Below are 16,709 nucleotides of genomic sequence, written 5' to 3'. Positions count from 1 at the left end.
CCGCCCGGCGGTCGAAAGGCTGAACTTGCGGCATCGTTCATCGCGGGCCAGCCTTGCTCCCACAGGTCTTGCTCTCAGGTGAATACACGTCACAAATACCTCCCTCGCCTGGGTGCATTCGCGCCAAGTTACCGATTTGTATCCGAAAAACTCACGAACTTTTCACAACCGCCTCGCAATACTCCCCACCCTATAGGTTGTTCGGCGTAATGCCTGCGGTCGCCAATCCGGTGCCGGCAGCTTCGTCGATAAGGGCTGGAGCGCTTGATGAGCTTGTTTAAACGCAGCAAAACGACTGCGAAAGGTTTCGACTGGGCCGGACTCGGCTGGCTGTTTCTGTTCTTCTGGTACTTTTCGGGCATCACCCAACTGCTCATTCTGCTGAGCGACACCTCCGGCTTCACCGGCTTTCGCCAAGCGTTCGTGATGAGCGCGGTATGGCTGGCGCCTATGCTGCTCTTCCCCGCCCGCACACGCTTGCTCGCCGCATTGATCGGCGTGGTGCTGTGGGCCTGCTCCATGGCCAGCCTGGGCTACTTCTTCATCTATCAGCAAGAATTTTCCCAGAGCGTCATCTTCATCATGTTCGAATCGAACGTGTCTGAAGCCGGTGAGTACCTGACCCAGTATTTTGCCTGGTGGATGGTGGCGGCGTTCCTGGCCCACACCGCCGTCGGCTATTGGCTCTGGACCCGCTTGCGCCCGGTGTACCTGCCCCGGGGCCAGGCCCTGGTCGCCGCGGTCGCCATTGTCTTGGCCGTGGTCGGCTATCCGTTGATCAAGCAGACCCAGCGTACCGGCAGCTTCGCCAGTGGCCTGGAGAAGTTCGAAGATCGCATCGAGCCGGCGGTGCCGTGGCAGATGCTGGTGGCCTACCGTCGCTACGGTGAGCAGTTGGAGAACATGCAAGGCATGTTGCACAGTGCCAGCAAGATCGCGCCACTGAGCAATCTCAAGGATGCCATGGCCGGCCAGCCGGCGACCCTGGTATTGGTGATCGGTGAATCCACCAACCGTCAGCGCATGAGCCTCTACGGTTACCCGAGGGAAACCACGCCGGAACTGGACAAGCTCAAGGACCAGCTTTCGGTGTTCGACAACGTCATCACCCCGCGCCCCTATACCATCGAAGCGTTGCAGCAGGTGCTGACGTTCGCCGACGAACAGAACCCGGACCTGTACCTGAGCACGCCATCGCTGGTGAGCATGATGAAGCAGGCCGGCTACAAGACGTTCTGGATCACCAACCAGCAGACCATGACCAAGCGCAACACCATGCTCACGACCTTTTCCCAACAGGCCGACGAGCAGGTGTACCTGAACAACAACCGTAACCAGAATGCCGCGCAATACGATGGCGATGTGATCGAACCGTTCAACAAGGCCTTGGCCGACAGCGCTCCGCGCAAGCTGATCGTGGTGCACCTGCTCGGGACCCACATGAGCTATCAGTACCGCTACCCGCCGACATTCAACAAGTTCACCGACCGCCAGGGCGTACCGGCGGGCCTGCGTGATGATCAGGTCCCGACCTACAACAGCTACGATAACGCGGTGCTGTACAACGACTTCGTCGTGTCCAGCCTGATCAAGGATTACGCCAAGACCGACCCCAACGGTTTCCTGTTGTACCTGTCGGACCATGGTGAAGACGTATTCGACTCGCCAGGCCACGGCACGCTGGGCCGTAACGAAGGCAAGCCGACCGCGCCGATGTACACCATCCCCTTCATGGCCTGGGCCTCGCCCAAGTGGCGCGAAAGCCATGACTGGAACTTTGCCGGCGACCTGTCACGGCCCTATAGCAGTTCGCACCTGATTCACACCTGGGCCGACCTGGCGGGCTTGAGTTTTGATGAGCTGGACCACAGCAAGAGCCTGGTCAGCGATGAATTCAAGGCCCGTCCACTGCTGATTGGCGACCCCTATCAAGCTCCGCGCAAGGCCCTGATCGACTTCAGCCTGATGCAGCCCAAGGCGCCGTTGGCTGAAGTCGTGCAGAAATAACCGAAACCGACCGGATGCCCGCTTTTACAGGGGCTTGATCCAGAACTGCATAGTGCCGTGGGCCGGGTCGAACATGCCGGCGGCAAAACCGAACTTGGCATAGCTGCCTTGCGCCACGCTATTACCCTCAAGCACTTCCAGGGTGATCTTGCAGCAGCCACGCTGACGGGCGATGTCCTCGACCTTCTGCAGCATCTTCTGGCTCAGGCCCAGGCCGCGAAAATCCTTCATGACCGCCACGTCGTGGATATTCACCAGCGGCCGGCAAGCGAAGGTTGAAAAACCTTCGAAACAATTGACCACCCCCGCCGGTTCGCCATTGACGAAAGCCAGCACGCTGAAGGCATGGGGGCGCTTGGCCAGCTCTTCAGGAAGGTGCAGCAGCACCTCGGGAGGCAGCGAATGACCGCCGCCCATCGGGTCCTCGGCATAGCCATTGAGCACATGACAGATCGCTTCGGCGTGGACCGGGTTGGTGTAGCTGGCTTGCAGAACAAGAATGTCCTTGGCTTCTTCCATGACCTTCCATCTCACTTCGGTAGTACCGGCGACTCGACGCCGCCGGCAGGATACAGTCAGCCTTGCTGACCAAAACGTTGCATTTGCATTTCCTGGAGGCGACTGAGGGTACGGCGAAACGGGAATTGCAGATAGCCCTGGGTGTACAACTCATCCATCGGCACCGCGGCCGACAGGTACAACGGCACCTTGCGGTCATAACATTCGTCGACCAGGGCGATGAACCGCCGGACACCGTCGTCGTGGATCGACAGCTGCGGCAACTCGCGGTCACCCGCCTCGACCCGCGCTACGCCGTCTTCCGTGCCCCGGGCGATGCGCCCTTCACGCTGTTCGGCACTCAGGCAAGGCACGTCACTGAGCAAGATAACGTTGAAGCGGTCACACAGGGCCATGAAATCCACGGCCGATAAAGGCTGCTCGCAGAGATCCGGATAACGGCTCCAAAGCACCGTGCCGCTGGCCCCGACCGGCTGGAGCTGGCGATGCCCCACTTCGATCGGCCCGCTGACCAGCGCCTGGCCGACGGTCAACTGACCGAAGACCTCGCCCAACGGATCCGGCTGCCCGGGTTCACGCAACCAATAACGCTGCTGCAATCGGCCCGGATGCTGGCGATGATCCTGCCATCCGTTCACCGGCACGACCTGCATGTGCTGCTTGATCGCCGTGATGGTCGACAGGAATCGCTCACGGTTGTGGCCATTGGCGTAGAGCTCTTCCGGCGGCAGGTTGGACGTGCTCACCACCACCATGCCCTGCTCGAACATCACCTGGAACAGGCGCCCGAGGATCATGGCGTCGCCAATGTCGGTGACAAACAACTCATCAAAGCACAGCACCCGCACTTCCTGGCTCAACTCCCGGGCCAGGGCTTGCAAAGGATCCGGCGTGCCGGTGAGCTGGAACGAACGCTGATGCACCCACGCCATGAAATGATGGAAGTGTTGACGACGGGCCGGCACCTTGAGGCTTTCATAGAAACGGTCCATAAGCCAGGTCTTGCCACGTCCCACCGGGCCCCAGAGATAAACGCCCTTGATTGACTTGCGCCCCTCGTGCAACGCCTTGTGGCATTGCTCCAGCGTCATGATGGCCAATTCCTGGGCCTCGTCCTGGACGAAGCCGTGGTGTTCGATGGCATGCTGCCAGGCACTCAAGGGGGAGTCGAAAGTCATACGGCCCGGGTCCGGAAAACGAAGGTGGGGAGTATGCCATGGCGGGCGACAGACGAAACACTGCGCAGAGCTGTCTGGACCGGGGAGATGGTGCCCCCCTCTGTGGCGAGGGGATTTATCCCCGCTCGGCTGCGCAGCAGTCGCAAACCAACCGGCGCGGTCTACCTGATGCACCGCAGTGCCTTTTGGGGTTGCCGCGCAACCCAGCGGGGATAAATCCCCTCGCCACAACAGGGTTCACATTACAGGACGTGCAACGCTAAACCGAGATATCCAGCCGGCTGATCTTGCCCTGCTCATCGAGCCGAAAGGTATAACGCAACTCCAGCGGGCTGCCGGGGAACGTCCCGGAGATCAGGTTCTGCACCAGCACCTTGCCAGTGCGTTGCTGCACATTGAGGACTTCCACCCGTGGCTGCAAACGCCGGCCGGTGTCTTCCATCCATTGGGCGATGGCCTGGGCGCCCACACGGTGCTGACCTTCATCGAACACGTTGGCATCCTCGGCGAAAAAACGCGTCACTGCCGAACTGTCACGGGCATTGGCGGCCGCAATGTAGCCGGCGATGGCCGGGGCCAGGGAAGAGACGGGATTGGACATGGCATGGCTCCTTGTTTTATCGATCTGGCCCCATGCTAGAACAGCACTGTGTCAGTTTTTGTCAGGAGTGAAACGCCCGGTTTCGTCCAGCTTCATCAGCGTAAACCAGTCGCGCAGCAAATCGCTGCGCCGCCCCGGATAGCGCTCGCCCTGCTCGGTGGCAGCGGCAATCCGATCGGTGCGGAAGGTCCGATAGGCGCCGCGCAATTCACACCAGGCCACCACGACCCGCGCCTCATTGAAAAAGCCCAGGGCCAGGGGCCAGATCAAGCGTTGGCTCGGGGTCTTGTTCACGTCGGCGTAATCGATGTGCAGCTTGGCCTGGGCGCGAATGGCCTGGCGGTAGACATTCAGCTCCACGGTGTTCTGCGGGTAGCCATAACCCGGCGGGCCGGGCAGTACCGTGGGGTTGCGCAAGGCGTCCCGTACATCGGGGGCCAGCACCGCGGCGACCTTCGCCAGGGCGTCGGCGGCGGCCTTGCCCAGCACCTCGTCGGCGCGCTGATCGACGTAGCGCAAGCCCAGCACAATGGCCTCGATTTCATCGGCGGTGAACATCAGCGGTGGCAGGAACAGGCCACTGCGCAACACATAACCGACGCCCGCCTCGCCCTGGATCGGCGCGCCGAGGGCCGTGAGTTCGGCGATGTCGCGGTACAAGGTGCGCTCGGAAACGTTCAGTTCGCCCGCCAATGTCGCAGCTGTGACTGGGCAACGCTTGCCCCGCAAGACTTGCAGCAAAGTGAGCAGCCGAGTGGTACGCGACACGATGGACAATCCGTAAGGAAAAAGTTGACGCAGATTAGCAGAGGCTGGTGTCAGAAACTGTCAGGAGCCTTGGTTCACGGTCACCCCAGCAACATACTGGCTTTGTGGCGAGGGGATTTATCCCCGCTGGAGCGCGAAGCGGCCCCAAAATGGATGATCTAGCCCGACTCGACTGGTTGGATTCAGATTTTTGGGACTGCTGCGCAGTCCAACGGGGACAAATCCCCTCGCCACAAGGGTTCGTTTTTTCATTCCTTGAGAGTCTATCCATGCGCAGAATCCTCGGCTTTTCCCTTCTCCTGATGCTGCTCAGCCTGAGCGCCTGCGCCCTCTTTCCTCATCGCGACCCGTTGAACATCAACGTGGTCGGCATCGAGCCGTTGCCCAACCAGGGCCTGGAGGTGCGTTTCGCCGTGAAACTGCGCGTGCAGAACCCCAACGAAACCGCGATCGACTACAACGGCGTGGCGCTGGACCTGGAGGTCAACGACCGCACGCTGGCGACAGGAGTCAGTGACCAGTCCGGTTCCATCCCACGCTTTTCCGAGGCGATCCTGAGCGTCCCGGTGAGCATTTCGGCATTTTCCGTGCTGCGCCAGACCCTTGGCCTGAGCCAGACCCAAAGCCTGGACAACCTGCCCTACGTGCTCAAGGGCAAGCTCGCCGGTGGCGTATTCGGTACCCTGCGCTTCGTCGACCGCGGTACCCTCGACCTGCCGGGTTCCGCGGCCAACTGGTGAATCAAGCGATGAAACGCACGCCGGGCTTGGGGCGCTCGTCCACCACCAGTTCGAACACATCCGGCCTGGCGTAGTGCCCCACCACGTCATAGTCGTAGCGCGCCCGTACCAGCTCATCGGTGTCGATTTCGGCGGTCAGCAACCCGGCGGTGTCTTTCAGCGGCCCGGCCAACACATCGCCCATGGGGCCGACGATCACACTGCCGCCAGCGATCAATGCGCGCTCGGCCGGCCAGTTCGCAACCTCGATGCCTAATGCCTGCGGCGAGGCCTGGACCTGACAGGCGCTGACCACGAAGCAACGTCCTTCGTGGGCAATATGGCGCATGGTCACCTGCCACATGTCCCGCTCGTCCACCGTCGGCGCACACCAGACTTCCACGCCCTTGGCGTACATCGCGGTGCGTAGCAGCGGCATCATGTTTTCCCAGCACACCGCCGCGCCAACCCGGCCGACCTGGCTGTCGATCACCGGCAAGGTCGAACCATCGCCCTTGCCCCAGATCAGCCGCTCGGTGCCAGTGGGCATCAGCTTGCGGTGCCTGGCCACCAGGCCCGCATCGGGCTCGAAATACAGCGCGGTGCAGTACAGGGTGCTGCCGGCCCGCTCGATGACGCCCAGCACCAGGCTCGCCCCGGTGCGCGCCGACAGCCCGGCCAGCGCCTCGGTTTCAACGCCGGGCACGTCGATGGCGTTGGCAAAATAACGGGCAAACGCCTCGCGCCCTTCCGGCAGGCGGTAACCCAATTGAGTGCCGAAGCCTTCGCCCTTGGGATAGCCACCGAGCAAGGCTTCGGGCATCACCACCAAGCGGGCGCCGGCCTCGCGGATGGCTTTTTCGTAGGACAGGATCTGCGCCAGGGTCGCGTCCTTGCCACCCGGCAACGAACCGATCTGCAGGGCAGCCACAATGGATTTGGGCATGGTCTTTCAACTCCTTGATCATCAGGTGTTGCCGATTCTCAAGGAGCGGTCGATCATGAATAAAGCCCCGAATGCTGCTAAATGATATGAGCCTCATGAATATCGCCGACATCGACCTCAATCTGCTCAAGACCTTCGAAGCCCTGCATGACGAATCCAGCGCCAGCCGCGCCGCCCTGCGCCTGGGCGTGACCCAGTCGGCCATCAGCGCGGCCCTGCGCAGGCTTCGCGGTTTGTATGACGATCAATTATTCGTGCGCACGGGCCGGGGCCTGGCGCCGACGCTGCGGGCCAATCAACTGAAACCGGTGATCAGCGAAGCCCTGGACAAATGTCGCCAGAGCCTGGCGATGGTCGATCCGGGTGCCAGCCATTATGAAGGCCGCTCGGTCATCGTCGGCCTGTCGGACGATTTCGAGATTGCCCATGGGCGCCGCCTGATCGACGAAGTGGCCCGACGTGCGCCGGGGTTGCGCTTGATTTTCCGTCAGACCCACAGCCAGATCGTCGGCCGAGCCCTGATGGAGCGCAGCCTCGACCTGGCGATCACCGCGGGTGGTTTCGCGCAGCGCTTGCTCAGCCGCCAGGTATTGGGCGAAGGCGATTACGCCTGCCTCCTGGACCCGGCGAGCCTGGCGCAGGGCCAACAAACCCTCAGCCTGGAAGCGTTCGTGGCCCGTGAGCATTTGCTGGTGTCTTCGGGGGGATTCATCGGCATCACCGATGAAGGGCTGGCCGGGCTTGGCCTGAGCCGGCGGGTCTGCGCCTCGACCACTCACTTTGCTGCGTTGCCGTTCCTGCTCAAGGGCAGCCAGGCCGTGGCGACCATCCCGACCCATGCCGCCCGGGCCATCGCGGGCCTCAGCGGCCTGGCCTTGCTGCCCTGCCCCTTGGCCCTGCCCCGCTACCCCATCGAGCTGGGATGGCGAACCCACACACAAATGGACCCGGCAGTGCTCAAGGTTCGCGAGGCCATTGCGGCAACATTTGCCTAAGGCTTATTTGTTGGCAGCCATCAGTCGGTTGACTTCACTGCGCACCATGTTGGCGTATTCCGGCGGCGACATACCGTCCAGTTCGGCACGCACCCACTCGGCCCACTTGCCCTTGCGCTTGGAGCGCTCGCCGAACAGGCGGGCGGCATCGCCCTTGGCCTTGCCCAGGTTGTTTTGCCACAGTTCAAAGAGTCGGGATTTTTCGTCTTCCAGCGCGGCGCGCTCGGCCAGGGGCTTGTCAGCCAGATTGAAGCTCATGGGAATTACCTGTTGCGTAAATAGCCGCCATCTTACACCTTGCAGGGAAACGTCTTAACCACGATTTGTGTTGGGCTGCGCTGCCAAGGCCGAACGTGCAACTTTTGTACAAGCGCAGCACTCCATTGTTCAACGCCATCTCAGCAAGGAGTACTTCAATGGCCCGTAAAAACACCGTGCAAGCGAATGGAGAGCAAATCAAGGATCAAGCTTTCAGCGAACTGAAGGCGTTGATCGAAGAATCGGAGAAGCTGCTCAAAACCAGTGCCTCGCTGGTAGGCGAAGAAGCCGAGGACCTGCGGGGCCAGATCTCCCAGAAACTGCAGCAAGCGCTTGATTCGGTCGCCAGCGCGCGGGAACGCACCCGTCCGATGGTCGATGCCACCGAGGTCTATATCGGTGGCCACCCATGGCAGACCGTGGCGATTTCCGCCGGTTTCGGGCTGGTGGTGGGCTTGCTGCTGGGACGGCGTTGAGCAACAGCCCTCAGAACGCCCAAGAGATTTTCTGAGTGGTTAGTCCTGTGGGAGCGAGCCTGCTCGCGATAGCGGTAGTTCAGCAGCACTAATGTCGCCTGACATATCGCCATCGCGAGCAGGCTCGCTCCCACAGGGGGGGTGAGTGGGCATGCGATGTGTGCACGCTCACAAGGCCTTGCCTCAGGCAGCAGGGTCCGCCCGCAGGATCGACGCATCCTCCCCTCGATACAACGCCTCGACTTTCTCCGCTCGCCACTGCAATACCGCCCGCTGATTGATCGAACCCTTGTCGGTGATTTCCCCCCGATCAATGGATGCTGGTTCATCAAGCAAGGCAATCCACTCCATCCGACTGGCATTGCCGCTGGCTGCGCGGTTCAGACGTTGCAACCAGTCGGCGAACCATTGGCGTACCGGCTCGCTGGCGAGGACCTCGGCGTCGCTGGCGTCCGCGCCCAGGCCTGAAAGACGTCGGCACTCAGCAAGCCGTGGAAACACCAGCGCGCCCAGGCACTCGCGATCCGGTGCAGTGATCACCAGGTCCTGGACGTAGGGCGTACCCTCCAGCACCGCCCGGTTGCGCAGCGGCCCGACACTGACGAACACACCGGAAGACAATTTGAAGTCCTCGGCGATCCGCCCATCGAACATCAGTCCCAGTTGCGGATTGCCGGGATCGGCTAGCTTGATCGCATCCCCCGAGCAATAGAAACCGTCCTCGTCGAACACCTCAAGGGTCTGCTGCGGCGAACGCCAGTAGCCAGGCATGATATGCGGCCCGCGAAAGCGCCCTTCGAACTTGCCGTCCACCGGCACCAGGCGCACTTCGCAACCGGGGGCCGGAAGACCAATGTAGCCGGCCATGGACAATGGCCCGGTGGTGAAGGTGCAGGACGGCGACGCCTCGGTCATGCCCAGGCCCGCCATCATGCGGATCCGTTCGCCGCAATGCTGCTCGGCGACCTTGTCGAGCCGGTCCCAGGTGCTTTGGGACAGACCTGCCGCCGCAAAGAAAAACAGGCTGATGCGCTTGAAAAAGCGCTCGCGCAACTCACCGTCCTGCTCCAGGGCGCTGACCAGTTCCTCCCAGCCCTTGGGCACGGTCAGGTAGGCAGTGGGCGAAATCTCCTTGAGGTTGCGCAGGGTTTCGGCGAAGCCTTGGGCAGTGGGTTTGCCGTTGTCCAGGTAGAACGTGCCGCCGTTGTACAGCACGATGCCGACGTTGTGACTACCGCCGAACGTGTGGTTCCACGGCAACCAGTCCACCAGCACCGGCGGCTCTTCGCCGAACACCGGGAAGGTTTGCAGAAGCATCTGCTGGTTGGCGCAAAGCATACGCTGGGTGGTGATCACCGCCTTGGGCAATTTGGTGGAGCCCGAGGTAAACAGGAACTTGGCGATGCTGTCCGGGCCAGTGGCGGCGAACGCCTGCTCGGCCTCGACACCGCCGGGTTGCGCCAGCAGGCTGGCGAAGCTTGTCCTGGACCGGCCGGCCATCTCGCCACGCACCGTGATCAAGGGAATGTCCGCCGGCAATACAGCAGTGATCGCACGTTCGAACGGTGCGGCTTCGCTGACAAACACCAACCCCGGCTGCAACAGATCGCAGACGTGGCGCAGCTTGGCGAAATCCTGGGACAGCAATGAATAAGCCGGCGATACCGGGCAATAGGGAATACCGGCGTACATCGCGCCGAGGGCCACTTGCAGGTGTTCGATGTCATTGCCCGAGAGCAACGCCAAGGGCTTTTCCGCCGACAAACCGTAACCGAGCAGGCTTTGGGCGATGGCCCGGACACTGTCGAGCATCTGCGCGTAGCTGACCCGGCGCCAGTCGCCGTTGGCCTCACGGGCCGCGATGAATGTCTGCTGCGGGCGCACCTCGGCCCAGTGCACCAGACGTTCGAGCAAACGCGCCGGCAGCGGGGCCAAGGGCTCCAGGGAACGCATGTGCAAGATGCCACGCTCTTCCCGGACTTCGACGGCAGGATGACCAATCGACACCTGGCGATAGCGCCCGGCCTCGGGTCGGGAGGACGATCTGGACTCGGAACTCACGTACATTTCCTCCACCAAGGCACGCTCGGGTCGCAACGCGAGCGGAGCGTGGCAGCACGAGGCTGCGGCCTTGTCATTGTTATTCTGGCCTGCATGGGGCGACTGCTTTCGCGGCTCGGCCGCCCGCAATGCGGCGGATTTCAGATCGGGTAATGCCGGGGGCCGTTCTGCAAGGTCACCCAACGCAACTGGGTGAAATGCTCGATGGACGCCTTGCCGCCAAAGCTGCCGTAACCACTGGACTTGACCCCACCGAAGGGCATCTGCGCCTCGTCGTGCACAGTCGGCCCATTGATGTGGCAGATGCCCGACTCGACCCGCTGGGCCAAGGCCAGCGCACGGCTCGTGTCGCGACTGAAGATGGCAGCCGACAGGCCGAACTCGGAATCGTTGGCCAGGCGCAGCAGCTCCTCATCGCCGTCACCACGCAGTAGCACCGCCACCGGCCCGAAGGACTCTTCGCGGTACAGGCGCATCTGCGCAGTGACGCCGTCGAGCAAAGTCGGTTGCAGGATGCTGCCTTCCAACTGCCCCCCCTTGACCAGCCTTGCACCTTTGGCGAGGGCATCGTCGATCAGCTCCTTGATGCGCTGGCCGGCACCGGCATCGACCAACGAGCCCAGCACCGAATCACTGGCCGCCGGATCACCGGCGCGCAGGGTGGCGATCTTGGCGGTCAGCCGGGCGATGAACTCATCCGCCACGCGGGCATCGACGATCAATCGCTCGGTGGACATGCAGATCTGGCCCTGGTTGAAGTAAGCCCCGAAGGCCGCCGCTTGCACGGCTGCGTCCAGGTCGGCGTCATCCAGCACCAACAGCGGCGCCTTGCCGCCCAGTTCCAGCAAGGCAGGTTTGAGATGGCGCGCCGACAGTTCGCCGACGATGCGCCCGACGTGGGTCGAGCCGGTGAAATTGACCCGGCGTACCGCCGGGTTGGCGATCAATCGTTCGACAATGGCCGGCGCGTCCGCGGGTGCGTTGCAGATCACGTTGACCACACCGTCACCCAGCCCTGCGTCTTGCAGTACCTGGCCGATCAGCCGGTGCACCGCCGGGCTTATCTCGGAAGCCTTGAGCACCACGGTGTTGCCGCAGGCCAGGGGCATGGCGATAGCACGGGTGGCGAGAATCACCGGGGCGTTCCAGGGGGCGATGCCCAGCACCACGCCACAGGGCTGACGCAGGGCCATGGCGAAACTGCCAGGCACGTCGGAAGGAATGATTTCGCCATTGATCTGGGTAGTCATCGACGCGGCTTCGCGGAGCATATTCGCCGCCAGGTGCACGTTGAAACCGTACCAGTTGGCCATGGCGCCGGTCTCACCGGCCGCGGCGATAAACTCACCGCTACGGGCCTGCAACTGCTCGGCCGCCCGCAACAAACGCGTGCGGCGCTCGTTGGGCGCCAGGGCGGCCCAGGTGGGAAACGCGGCTTGGGCCGCAGCCACGGCGGCGTCGGCATCCTCCAGGGTGGCGGCGGCCACGCGCGAGACCACTTCACCGGTCACCGGGTTGCAGCGCTCGAAAGTCCGGCCGTCACGGGCGGGGCACGACTGACCGCCGATCAACAGGGGCACGTCCAGCATGGTGATTCCTCTTTATTGTCTTTATCGGGAATGCATCGCAGCGGTGTAACAGTAGCGTCAGGGTGACGCGGCGAACAGCGGGATGCGGCCCGCTATTGGCCGGTCGACTCAGCGCTTATAGGTCTGCAAGCCAGGCTTGATGCTCTTGTCGTCGAGGAACTGCTTCATCCCCTGCTCGCGACCGCCTTCGGTGTCGAGCAGACGCGACTGGTCGAGCTTGGCGTACAGGTAGTCCTCGTTCTGCTCCCAGGTCAGTTCGCGGCAGCGTTTGAAGCCATGCTTGGCGGCGCGCAGCACCACCGGGTTCTTTTCCAGCAGGTTGCGCGCCAGCTCCACGGTGACTTCCCGCAGTTGCGCCAGGGGCACGCTTTCGTTGACCAGGCCCATCTCGGCGGCTTTCTGCCCACCGAAGGTCTTGCCGGTCATGATGTAGTACAGCGACTGGCGATGGCCCACGGTGTCGGCCATGGCCTTGCTGACCAGGTTGCCGGGCGGGATGCCCCAGTTGATTTCCGAGAGACCGAAGGTCGCCTCATCGGCGCAGATCGCCAGGTCGCACGCCACCAACGGGCTGAAACCGCCACCGAAGCACCAGCCATTGACCATGGCGATGGTCGGCTTGGCGTACATGCGCAACAGCTTCCATTGCCACTGTGAGGCTTCGCGACGGATTTTTTCTTGGAGGATTTCCGGCCCGGCATCCACTTCGCGGAAATATTCCTTGAGGTCCATGCCGGCGGTCCAGGCATCACCGGCCCCGGTCAGCACCAATACGCCAGCGGCCGGATCCTGTTCCAGGGTCTCGAGCACATCGATCATCTCGCGGTTGAGGGTCGGGCTCATGGCGTTGCGTTTTTCCGGGCGATTGAGGGTGACCCAGGCAATGCCCTCCTCGATATCGACCTTGACCGTTTTCCAGCGACCTTCGTAATTGCTCATGATGCGTGCTCTCTTGTTCTGGGCTGAAGATGATCAAAAACTAAACCGGAAAAATAGTTATGTCAATTAACTATTAATCGATTTACCTGTATTTTTCAGGAGCGGGATCGAGGGTCAGCAATCACCAAAATGCGCGAACCCGTAGCCAGCGCGTCGCAACCCCGGCAAACTGGATAGCCTTGTTAATCACTTACCCTGAGGAAGTTCACTTCGATGGCCAAGTCTTCCAAGCTTGCCGAACCTACCGAGGCCCTGGTGGACGGTACCGACGTGCAGGCGTCGCTGGACTCCGCCCTGGATGACCTGATCGGTTACGCCCTGCGCCGCGCCCAGTTGAAACTGTTCCAGAACCTGATCGGCCGGCTTGCCGTCCACGATTTGCGGCCCGCCCAATTCTCGGCCCTGGCGATCATCGACCAGAACCCCGGCCTGATGCAGGCCGACCTGGCCAAAGCCCTGACGATCGAACCACCGCAAGTGGTGCCACTGCTGAACAAACTGGAAAGCCGGGCCCTGGCCGTGCGTGTGCGGTGCAAGCCGGATAAGCGCTCCTACGGGATTTTCCTGAGCAAGACCGGCGAAACCCTGCTCAAGGAACTCAAGCAGATCGCCGCCCAGAGCGACCTAGACTCCACCGCCAGTCTCTCGGCGGCTGAGCGCGAGGAATTGCTGCGGTTGTTGAAGAAGGTTTACCAGTAGCAAATCCGGCGCGGGTCCTTGTGGCGAGGGGATTTATCACCTCGCCACAGGAGATCCTCAGCGCATCACCAGATCGGCACGCTGTATGTCACCAGGAACCGAGTCTGGTTTTCATCGCGAAACGCCGCCGTACCCGGGAAATTGTTGCGATAGATCGATTTACGCGCCAGCAGCCCGACGTTTTTCAGCGGTCCGGACTGGATCACATACCCCAGCTCCATCTGGAACTCGCGTTCCTTGCGATCCTCGGCATTGAGAGCCGCCAGCTCGATGTGATCGCCACGCACATAACGCAAGCGAGTCCTCAGGCCTGGTACGCCCACGGCGGCAAAGTCGTAGTCATGGATCGCCTGCCAGGTGCGTTCCTTGGCATTGAGAAAGTCCGAGCTCATGGTCATCTCGCTCAAGCCCATCAACTCGGTGCCGGACACATAAGGCGTGGCCGTATCACCACTGGAATGCATGTAGCCCAGGCTCACGCGATGTCCACCCAAGCGATAGCCGACCAGCGCCGAGACATTGCGGTTATCCACCTTGCCGGCCTTGGCGGCGCCGTCTTCGTCACTGAAAAAACTGCGCAGATCGGTGGTCAACACACCATCGCCCAAGGGCAGGTTGTGCAGCAATGCCAGGGTGTCCTGCTGGTACAGGTCCGCCACTTCGGCGTGGTAGGCCCGCAGGCTGAGGTCTTTATTGACCTGGTAGTCGCCCCCTACATACGCCATATGCGAAGAGGTCGCAGCCCCATTGAATCGGCGGTTCGGCGAGGCGATGCTCATCGGCTGATAGTCGGTGGAGTCGCGCCGGTTGATGCGGTCGATATACCCCGTGTTCAGGGTCAATCCGTCGATGTCCTTGGAGCTGAGTGTCGTGCCGCGAAAGGTCTGCGGCAACAATCGCGACGGGCTGGCAAAGGCAAACGGCAGGAAGATCGACACGTCACCGGTCTTTAGCGTGGTCTGGCCCAAGCGCAGCTTGCCGGTCAATGCCAGGCGCGAATATTCATCGGCTGCACGCTTATCGCTGCTGGACACCGGCAGCAACTCGGTACCGCTGCGATCAGGCGACGAATCCAGCTTGATCCCCATCAACCCTCGGGCGTCCAGGCCAAACCCGACCGTGCCCGGAGTAAACCCCGACTCCACGTTCAGAATCACCCCCTGGGCCCATTCCCGGGCCGCGGTCTTGGCGCCATCGTCCTTGTAGTCGCGGTCCATGTAGTAATTGCGCAGGGTCAGGGTACCGTGGCTGTCCTCGATGAATCCTTCTGCCAATAAAGTGCTCGAACCCAGGCTCAGCCCGAGACAGGTCAGCAGTTGAACGAGAGGTGAAACGGGGAGCACCGCAAGGGCGTGCCGGGCAAGGTTTGGCATGTTCGATGTCCAGTTATTGTTGTTGTTTTTGATCGATCTCAACGCCTGGGGGCATTGGGCTCTGCGGCCAGAGAATGAGAAGGAGCCAAGGTCTTCGTCAATCCAGCATGACCGATAATCGAACATTAATATCATTAACTAATTTACCAATTAGACCACACTCCCCCCTCAAGCGATTGATTTACATCGCGATATTGGCGTTCGTCGCTTACCGTGCACTGCGATTCATTTTTTAGTTAGGTTTGTTAATCTTAAATCCACCTGTCGGATTTCCCGAGCTGGTGACCCCTGACAAGAACAATAAGAGGATTTGCCATGAACCATCCGGCGCGGCGTGCGACGCTGACCATCGCCCTGTGTTTTATCGTTGCGCTGATCGAGGGTTTCGACCTGCAATCGGCCGGCACTGCCGCCGCCGGCCTGCGGCAGACGTTTGCCCTGGACCCGAAGATGATGGGTTGGGTATTCAGTGCCGGGATCATCGGGCTGCTACCGGGTGCATTCTTCGGGGGCTGGATCGCTGATCGGATCGGCCGCAAGAAAATCCTCATCGCCGCCGTCCTGCTGTTCGGCGTGTTCTCCCTCAGCACCGCCTATGTCGAACACTTCTCCAGCCTGCTGCTGGTGCGCTTCATGACCGGCCTGGGCCTCGGCGCCGCCCTGCCCAACCTCATTGCCCTGTGCGCCGAAGCCGTGGGTGAGCAACGCCGCGGCACGGCCATCAGCGTGATGTACGCGGGCGTCCCGCTGGGCGGCGCACTGGCGGCGGTGGTTGCCATGCTGTTCGGCGAGCATTGGCAAATGACCTTTTTCATTGGCGGGCTGGCACCGTTGCTGGTGGTGCCGCTTATGTTGCTCTGGCTCCCTGAGTCCAGCGCCTTTCGCCAGGCGCGACATGATAGCGCCGAGGCTCGCAGCTCTACCGGCCAGGCGTTGTTCGGCGATGGTCGGGGGCGTATCACCCTGGCACTTTGGCTGAGCTATTTCTTCACCCTGACGGTGATGTACATGCTGCTCAACTGGCTGCCGTCGTTGCTGCTCGAACAAGGCTTCAGCAAACCCCAGGCCGGGCTGGTGCAGATGCTGTTCAATATCGGCGGCACCCTCGGTTCATTGCTTGGCGGCCTGTTACTGGACCGCTGCAATGGCATCAAGGTGGTACTGTTCGTCTATGCCGGATTGCTCAGCGCCCTGGCCGGGGTCGGGCTGTCGGTCGGTATCGTGCCGATGGGCATCGCCGGGTTCGCTGCCGGGTTGTTCGTCATGGCCGCGCAACTGGTGCTCTACGCCTTGGCCCCGCCCTCCTATCCCACGACTGTGCGTGCGACAGGGGTCGGTGCAGCCGTGGCCATCGGGCGCCTGGGTTCGGTCGCCGGGCCATTGGCCGCCGGCCAGATCCTGGCGGCCGGCGCGGGAACCACCGGCGTACTGTTGGCGACATCGCCCGGGCTGCTGATTGCGGCTGTGGCGGCGATCAGTGTAATAGCCCGTGCGGTGGTGGTGGGTGAAGCGCAAGTGGTGCGCTAACGCTCTGCAATCCAATCCTTGTGGCGAGCAAGCAAGCCTCCTCGCCACAAGGAT

The 16,709-nt window shown here is 61.9% G+C and carries 16 protein-coding genes; 6 read left to right on the top strand and 10 right to left on the bottom strand.

Features of this window, described 5'->3' with window-relative positions; translation table 11 throughout:
- Nucleotides 1-267 precede the first annotated feature (267 nt).
- Nucleotides 268-2,007, top strand: a complete 1,740-nt coding sequence (locus AC30D9_RS00160) for a phosphoethanolamine transferase CptA (protein ID WP_490143147.1) — start codon at nucleotides 268-270, stop codon at nucleotides 2,005-2,007.
- 24 nt (nucleotides 2,008-2,031) lie between these two features.
- Here AC30D9_RS00160 and AC30D9_RS00155 read toward each other — a convergent pair whose 3' ends face one another.
- The 4 genes from AC30D9_RS00155 to AC30D9_RS00140 form a co-directional block, all read right to left on the bottom strand.
- Nucleotides 2,032-2,526 carry a GNAT family N-acetyltransferase gene (locus tag AC30D9_RS00155; RefSeq protein ID WP_307572388.1) on the bottom strand — a complete coding sequence of 165 codons (495 nt, stop codon included), beginning with the start codon at nucleotides 2,524-2,526 and terminating at the stop codon, nucleotides 2,032-2,034.
- Nucleotides 2,527-2,582: 56 nt separating this feature from the next.
- Nucleotides 2,583-3,704 (bottom strand): cell division protein ZapE, encoded by a 1,122-nt coding sequence (zapE, locus tag AC30D9_RS00150; RefSeq protein WP_307572389.1) that lies wholly within the window; start codon nucleotides 3,702-3,704, stop codon nucleotides 2,583-2,585.
- Between the two features lie 259 nt (nucleotides 3,705-3,963).
- Nucleotides 3,964-4,305 carry a nuclear transport factor 2 family protein gene (locus tag AC30D9_RS00145; RefSeq protein ID WP_490143146.1) on the bottom strand — a complete coding sequence of 114 codons (342 nt, stop codon included), beginning with the start codon at nucleotides 4,303-4,305 and terminating at the stop codon, nucleotides 3,964-3,966.
- A gap of 51 nt (nucleotides 4,306-4,356) precedes the next feature.
- Nucleotides 4,357-5,073: a helix-turn-helix transcriptional regulator gene (locus tag AC30D9_RS00140; protein ID WP_307572390.1), complete on the bottom strand. Its 717-nt coding sequence runs from the start codon at nucleotides 5,071-5,073 to the stop codon at nucleotides 4,357-4,359.
- A 269-nt stretch (nucleotides 5,074-5,342) separates the two neighbouring features.
- Between AC30D9_RS00140 and AC30D9_RS00135 the strand changes: the two genes are divergently transcribed.
- Nucleotides 5,343-5,813: an LEA/WHy family protein gene (locus tag AC30D9_RS00135; RefSeq protein WP_134924181.1), complete on the top strand. Its 471-nt coding sequence runs from the start codon at nucleotides 5,343-5,345 to the stop codon at nucleotides 5,811-5,813.
- Between the two features lies 1 nt (nucleotide 5,814).
- Here AC30D9_RS00135 and AC30D9_RS00130 read toward each other — a convergent pair whose 3' ends face one another.
- Nucleotides 5,815-6,738, bottom strand: a complete 924-nt coding sequence (locus AC30D9_RS00130; protein WP_307572391.1) for a carbon-nitrogen hydrolase family protein — start codon at nucleotides 6,736-6,738, stop codon at nucleotides 5,815-5,817.
- A gap of 86 nt (nucleotides 6,739-6,824) precedes the next feature.
- Here AC30D9_RS00130 and AC30D9_RS00125 point away from each other — a divergent pair, with 86 nt between their 5' ends.
- On the top strand, nucleotides 6,825-7,733 hold the full coding sequence (locus AC30D9_RS00125; protein WP_116832342.1) for a LysR family transcriptional regulator: 909 nt from the start codon (nucleotides 6,825-6,827) through the stop codon (nucleotides 7,731-7,733).
- A 3-nt stretch (nucleotides 7,734-7,736) separates the two neighbouring features.
- Here the strand turns inward: AC30D9_RS00125 and AC30D9_RS00120 are convergent, their stop codons facing one another.
- On the bottom strand, nucleotides 7,737-7,991 hold the full coding sequence (locus AC30D9_RS00120) for a hypothetical protein (RefSeq protein ID WP_003181187.1): 255 nt from the start codon (nucleotides 7,989-7,991) through the stop codon (nucleotides 7,737-7,739).
- 158 nt (nucleotides 7,992-8,149) lie between these two features.
- Between AC30D9_RS00120 and AC30D9_RS00115 the strand changes: the two genes are divergently transcribed.
- Nucleotides 8,150-8,467, top strand: coding sequence for an ElaB/YgaM/YqjD family protein (locus AC30D9_RS00115; RefSeq protein ID WP_490143145.1), 318 nt, complete (start codon nucleotides 8,150-8,152; stop codon nucleotides 8,465-8,467).
- Nucleotides 8,468-8,650: 183 nt separating this feature from the next.
- On the opposite strand, the gene AC30D9_RS00110 is transcribed toward AC30D9_RS00115, so the two are convergent.
- The 3 genes from AC30D9_RS00110 to AC30D9_RS00100 all read right to left on the bottom strand — a co-directional run bounded on the left by AC30D9_RS00110 (nucleotide 8,651) and on the right by AC30D9_RS00100 (nucleotide 13,056).
- Nucleotides 8,651-10,528, bottom strand: coding sequence for a feruloyl-CoA synthase (locus AC30D9_RS00110; protein WP_490143144.1), 1,878 nt, complete (start codon nucleotides 10,526-10,528; stop codon nucleotides 8,651-8,653).
- Nucleotides 10,529-10,668: 140 nt separating this feature from the next.
- On the bottom strand, nucleotides 10,669-12,117 hold the full coding sequence (locus tag AC30D9_RS00105) for an aldehyde dehydrogenase (protein ID WP_490143143.1): 1,449 nt from the start codon (nucleotides 12,115-12,117) through the stop codon (nucleotides 10,669-10,671).
- A 108-nt stretch (nucleotides 12,118-12,225) separates the two neighbouring features.
- On the bottom strand, nucleotides 12,226-13,056 hold the full coding sequence (locus AC30D9_RS00100; RefSeq protein ID WP_003202420.1) for a p-hydroxycinnamoyl CoA hydratase/lyase: 831 nt from the start codon (nucleotides 13,054-13,056) through the stop codon (nucleotides 12,226-12,228).
- Between the two features lie 213 nt (nucleotides 13,057-13,269).
- Between AC30D9_RS00100 and AC30D9_RS00095 the strand changes: the two genes are divergently transcribed.
- Complete coding sequence (locus AC30D9_RS00095; protein WP_490143142.1) at nucleotides 13,270-13,755, top strand: MarR family winged helix-turn-helix transcriptional regulator; 486 nt, start codon at nucleotides 13,270-13,272, stop codon at nucleotides 13,753-13,755.
- A gap of 65 nt (nucleotides 13,756-13,820) precedes the next feature.
- Here AC30D9_RS00095 and AC30D9_RS00090 read toward each other — a convergent pair whose 3' ends face one another.
- Nucleotides 13,821-15,128 (bottom strand): OprD family porin, encoded by a 1,308-nt coding sequence (locus tag AC30D9_RS00090; RefSeq protein ID WP_134924175.1) that lies wholly within the window; start codon nucleotides 15,126-15,128, stop codon nucleotides 13,821-13,823.
- A 315-nt stretch (nucleotides 15,129-15,443) separates the two neighbouring features.
- Between AC30D9_RS00090 and mhpT the strand changes: the two genes are divergently transcribed.
- Complete coding sequence (gene mhpT / locus AC30D9_RS00085; protein WP_134924174.1) at nucleotides 15,444-16,655, top strand: 3-(3-hydroxy-phenyl)propionate transporter MhpT; 1,212 nt, start codon at nucleotides 15,444-15,446, stop codon at nucleotides 16,653-16,655.
- The last annotated feature ends 54 nt before the right edge of the window (nucleotides 16,656-16,709 follow it).

The sequence above is a fragment of the Pseudomonas sp. DF11 genome (genome assembly GCF_058148565.1).
Note: the sequence above shows the minus strand (reverse complement) of the source record. Positions and strands in the feature narration are given on the sequence as shown.

Bases quoted from the DNA above. Each gene is read 5' to 3' on its own strand.
- AC30D9_RS00125 (WP_116832342.1), top strand. From the start codon at position 6,825: ATGAGCCTCATGAATATCGCCGACATCGACCTCAATCTGCTCAAGACC.
- AC30D9_RS00115 (WP_490143145.1), top strand. From the start codon at position 8,150: ATGGCCCGTAAAAACACCGTGCAAGCGAATGGAGAGCAAATCAAGGAT.
- AC30D9_RS00100 (WP_003202420.1), bottom strand. From the start codon at position 13,056: ATGAGCAATTACGAAGGTCGCTGGAAAACGGTCAAGGTCGATATCGAG.
- AC30D9_RS00090 (WP_134924175.1), bottom strand. From the start codon at position 15,128: ATGCCAAACCTTGCCCGGCACGCCCTTGCGGTGCTCCCCGTTTCACCT.
- AC30D9_RS00160 (WP_490143147.1), top strand. From the start codon at position 268: ATGAGCTTGTTTAAACGCAGCAAAACGACTGCGAAAGGTTTCGACTGG.
- AC30D9_RS00155 (WP_307572388.1), bottom strand. From the start codon at position 2,526: ATGGAAGAAGCCAAGGACATTCTTGTTCTGCAAGCCAGCTACACCAAC.
- AC30D9_RS00130 (WP_307572391.1), bottom strand. From the start codon at position 6,738: ATGCCCAAATCCATTGTGGCTGCCCTGCAGATCGGTTCGTTGCCGGGT.
- zapE (WP_307572389.1), bottom strand. From the start codon at position 3,704: ATGACTTTCGACTCCCCCTTGAGTGCCTGGCAGCATGCCATCGAACAC.
- mhpT (WP_134924174.1), top strand. From the start codon at position 15,444: ATGAACCATCCGGCGCGGCGTGCGACGCTGACCATCGCCCTGTGTTTT.
- AC30D9_RS00095 (WP_490143142.1), top strand. From the start codon at position 13,270: ATGGCCAAGTCTTCCAAGCTTGCCGAACCTACCGAGGCCCTGGTGGAC.
- AC30D9_RS00135 (WP_134924181.1), top strand. From the start codon at position 5,343: ATGCGCAGAATCCTCGGCTTTTCCCTTCTCCTGATGCTGCTCAGCCTG.
- AC30D9_RS00105 (WP_490143143.1), bottom strand. From the start codon at position 12,117: ATGCTGGACGTGCCCCTGTTGATCGGCGGTCAGTCGTGCCCCGCCCGT.
- AC30D9_RS00145 (WP_490143146.1), bottom strand. From the start codon at position 4,305: ATGTCCAATCCCGTCTCTTCCCTGGCCCCGGCCATCGCCGGCTACATT.
- AC30D9_RS00120 (WP_003181187.1), bottom strand. From the start codon at position 7,991: ATGAGCTTCAATCTGGCTGACAAGCCCCTGGCCGAGCGCGCCGCGCTG.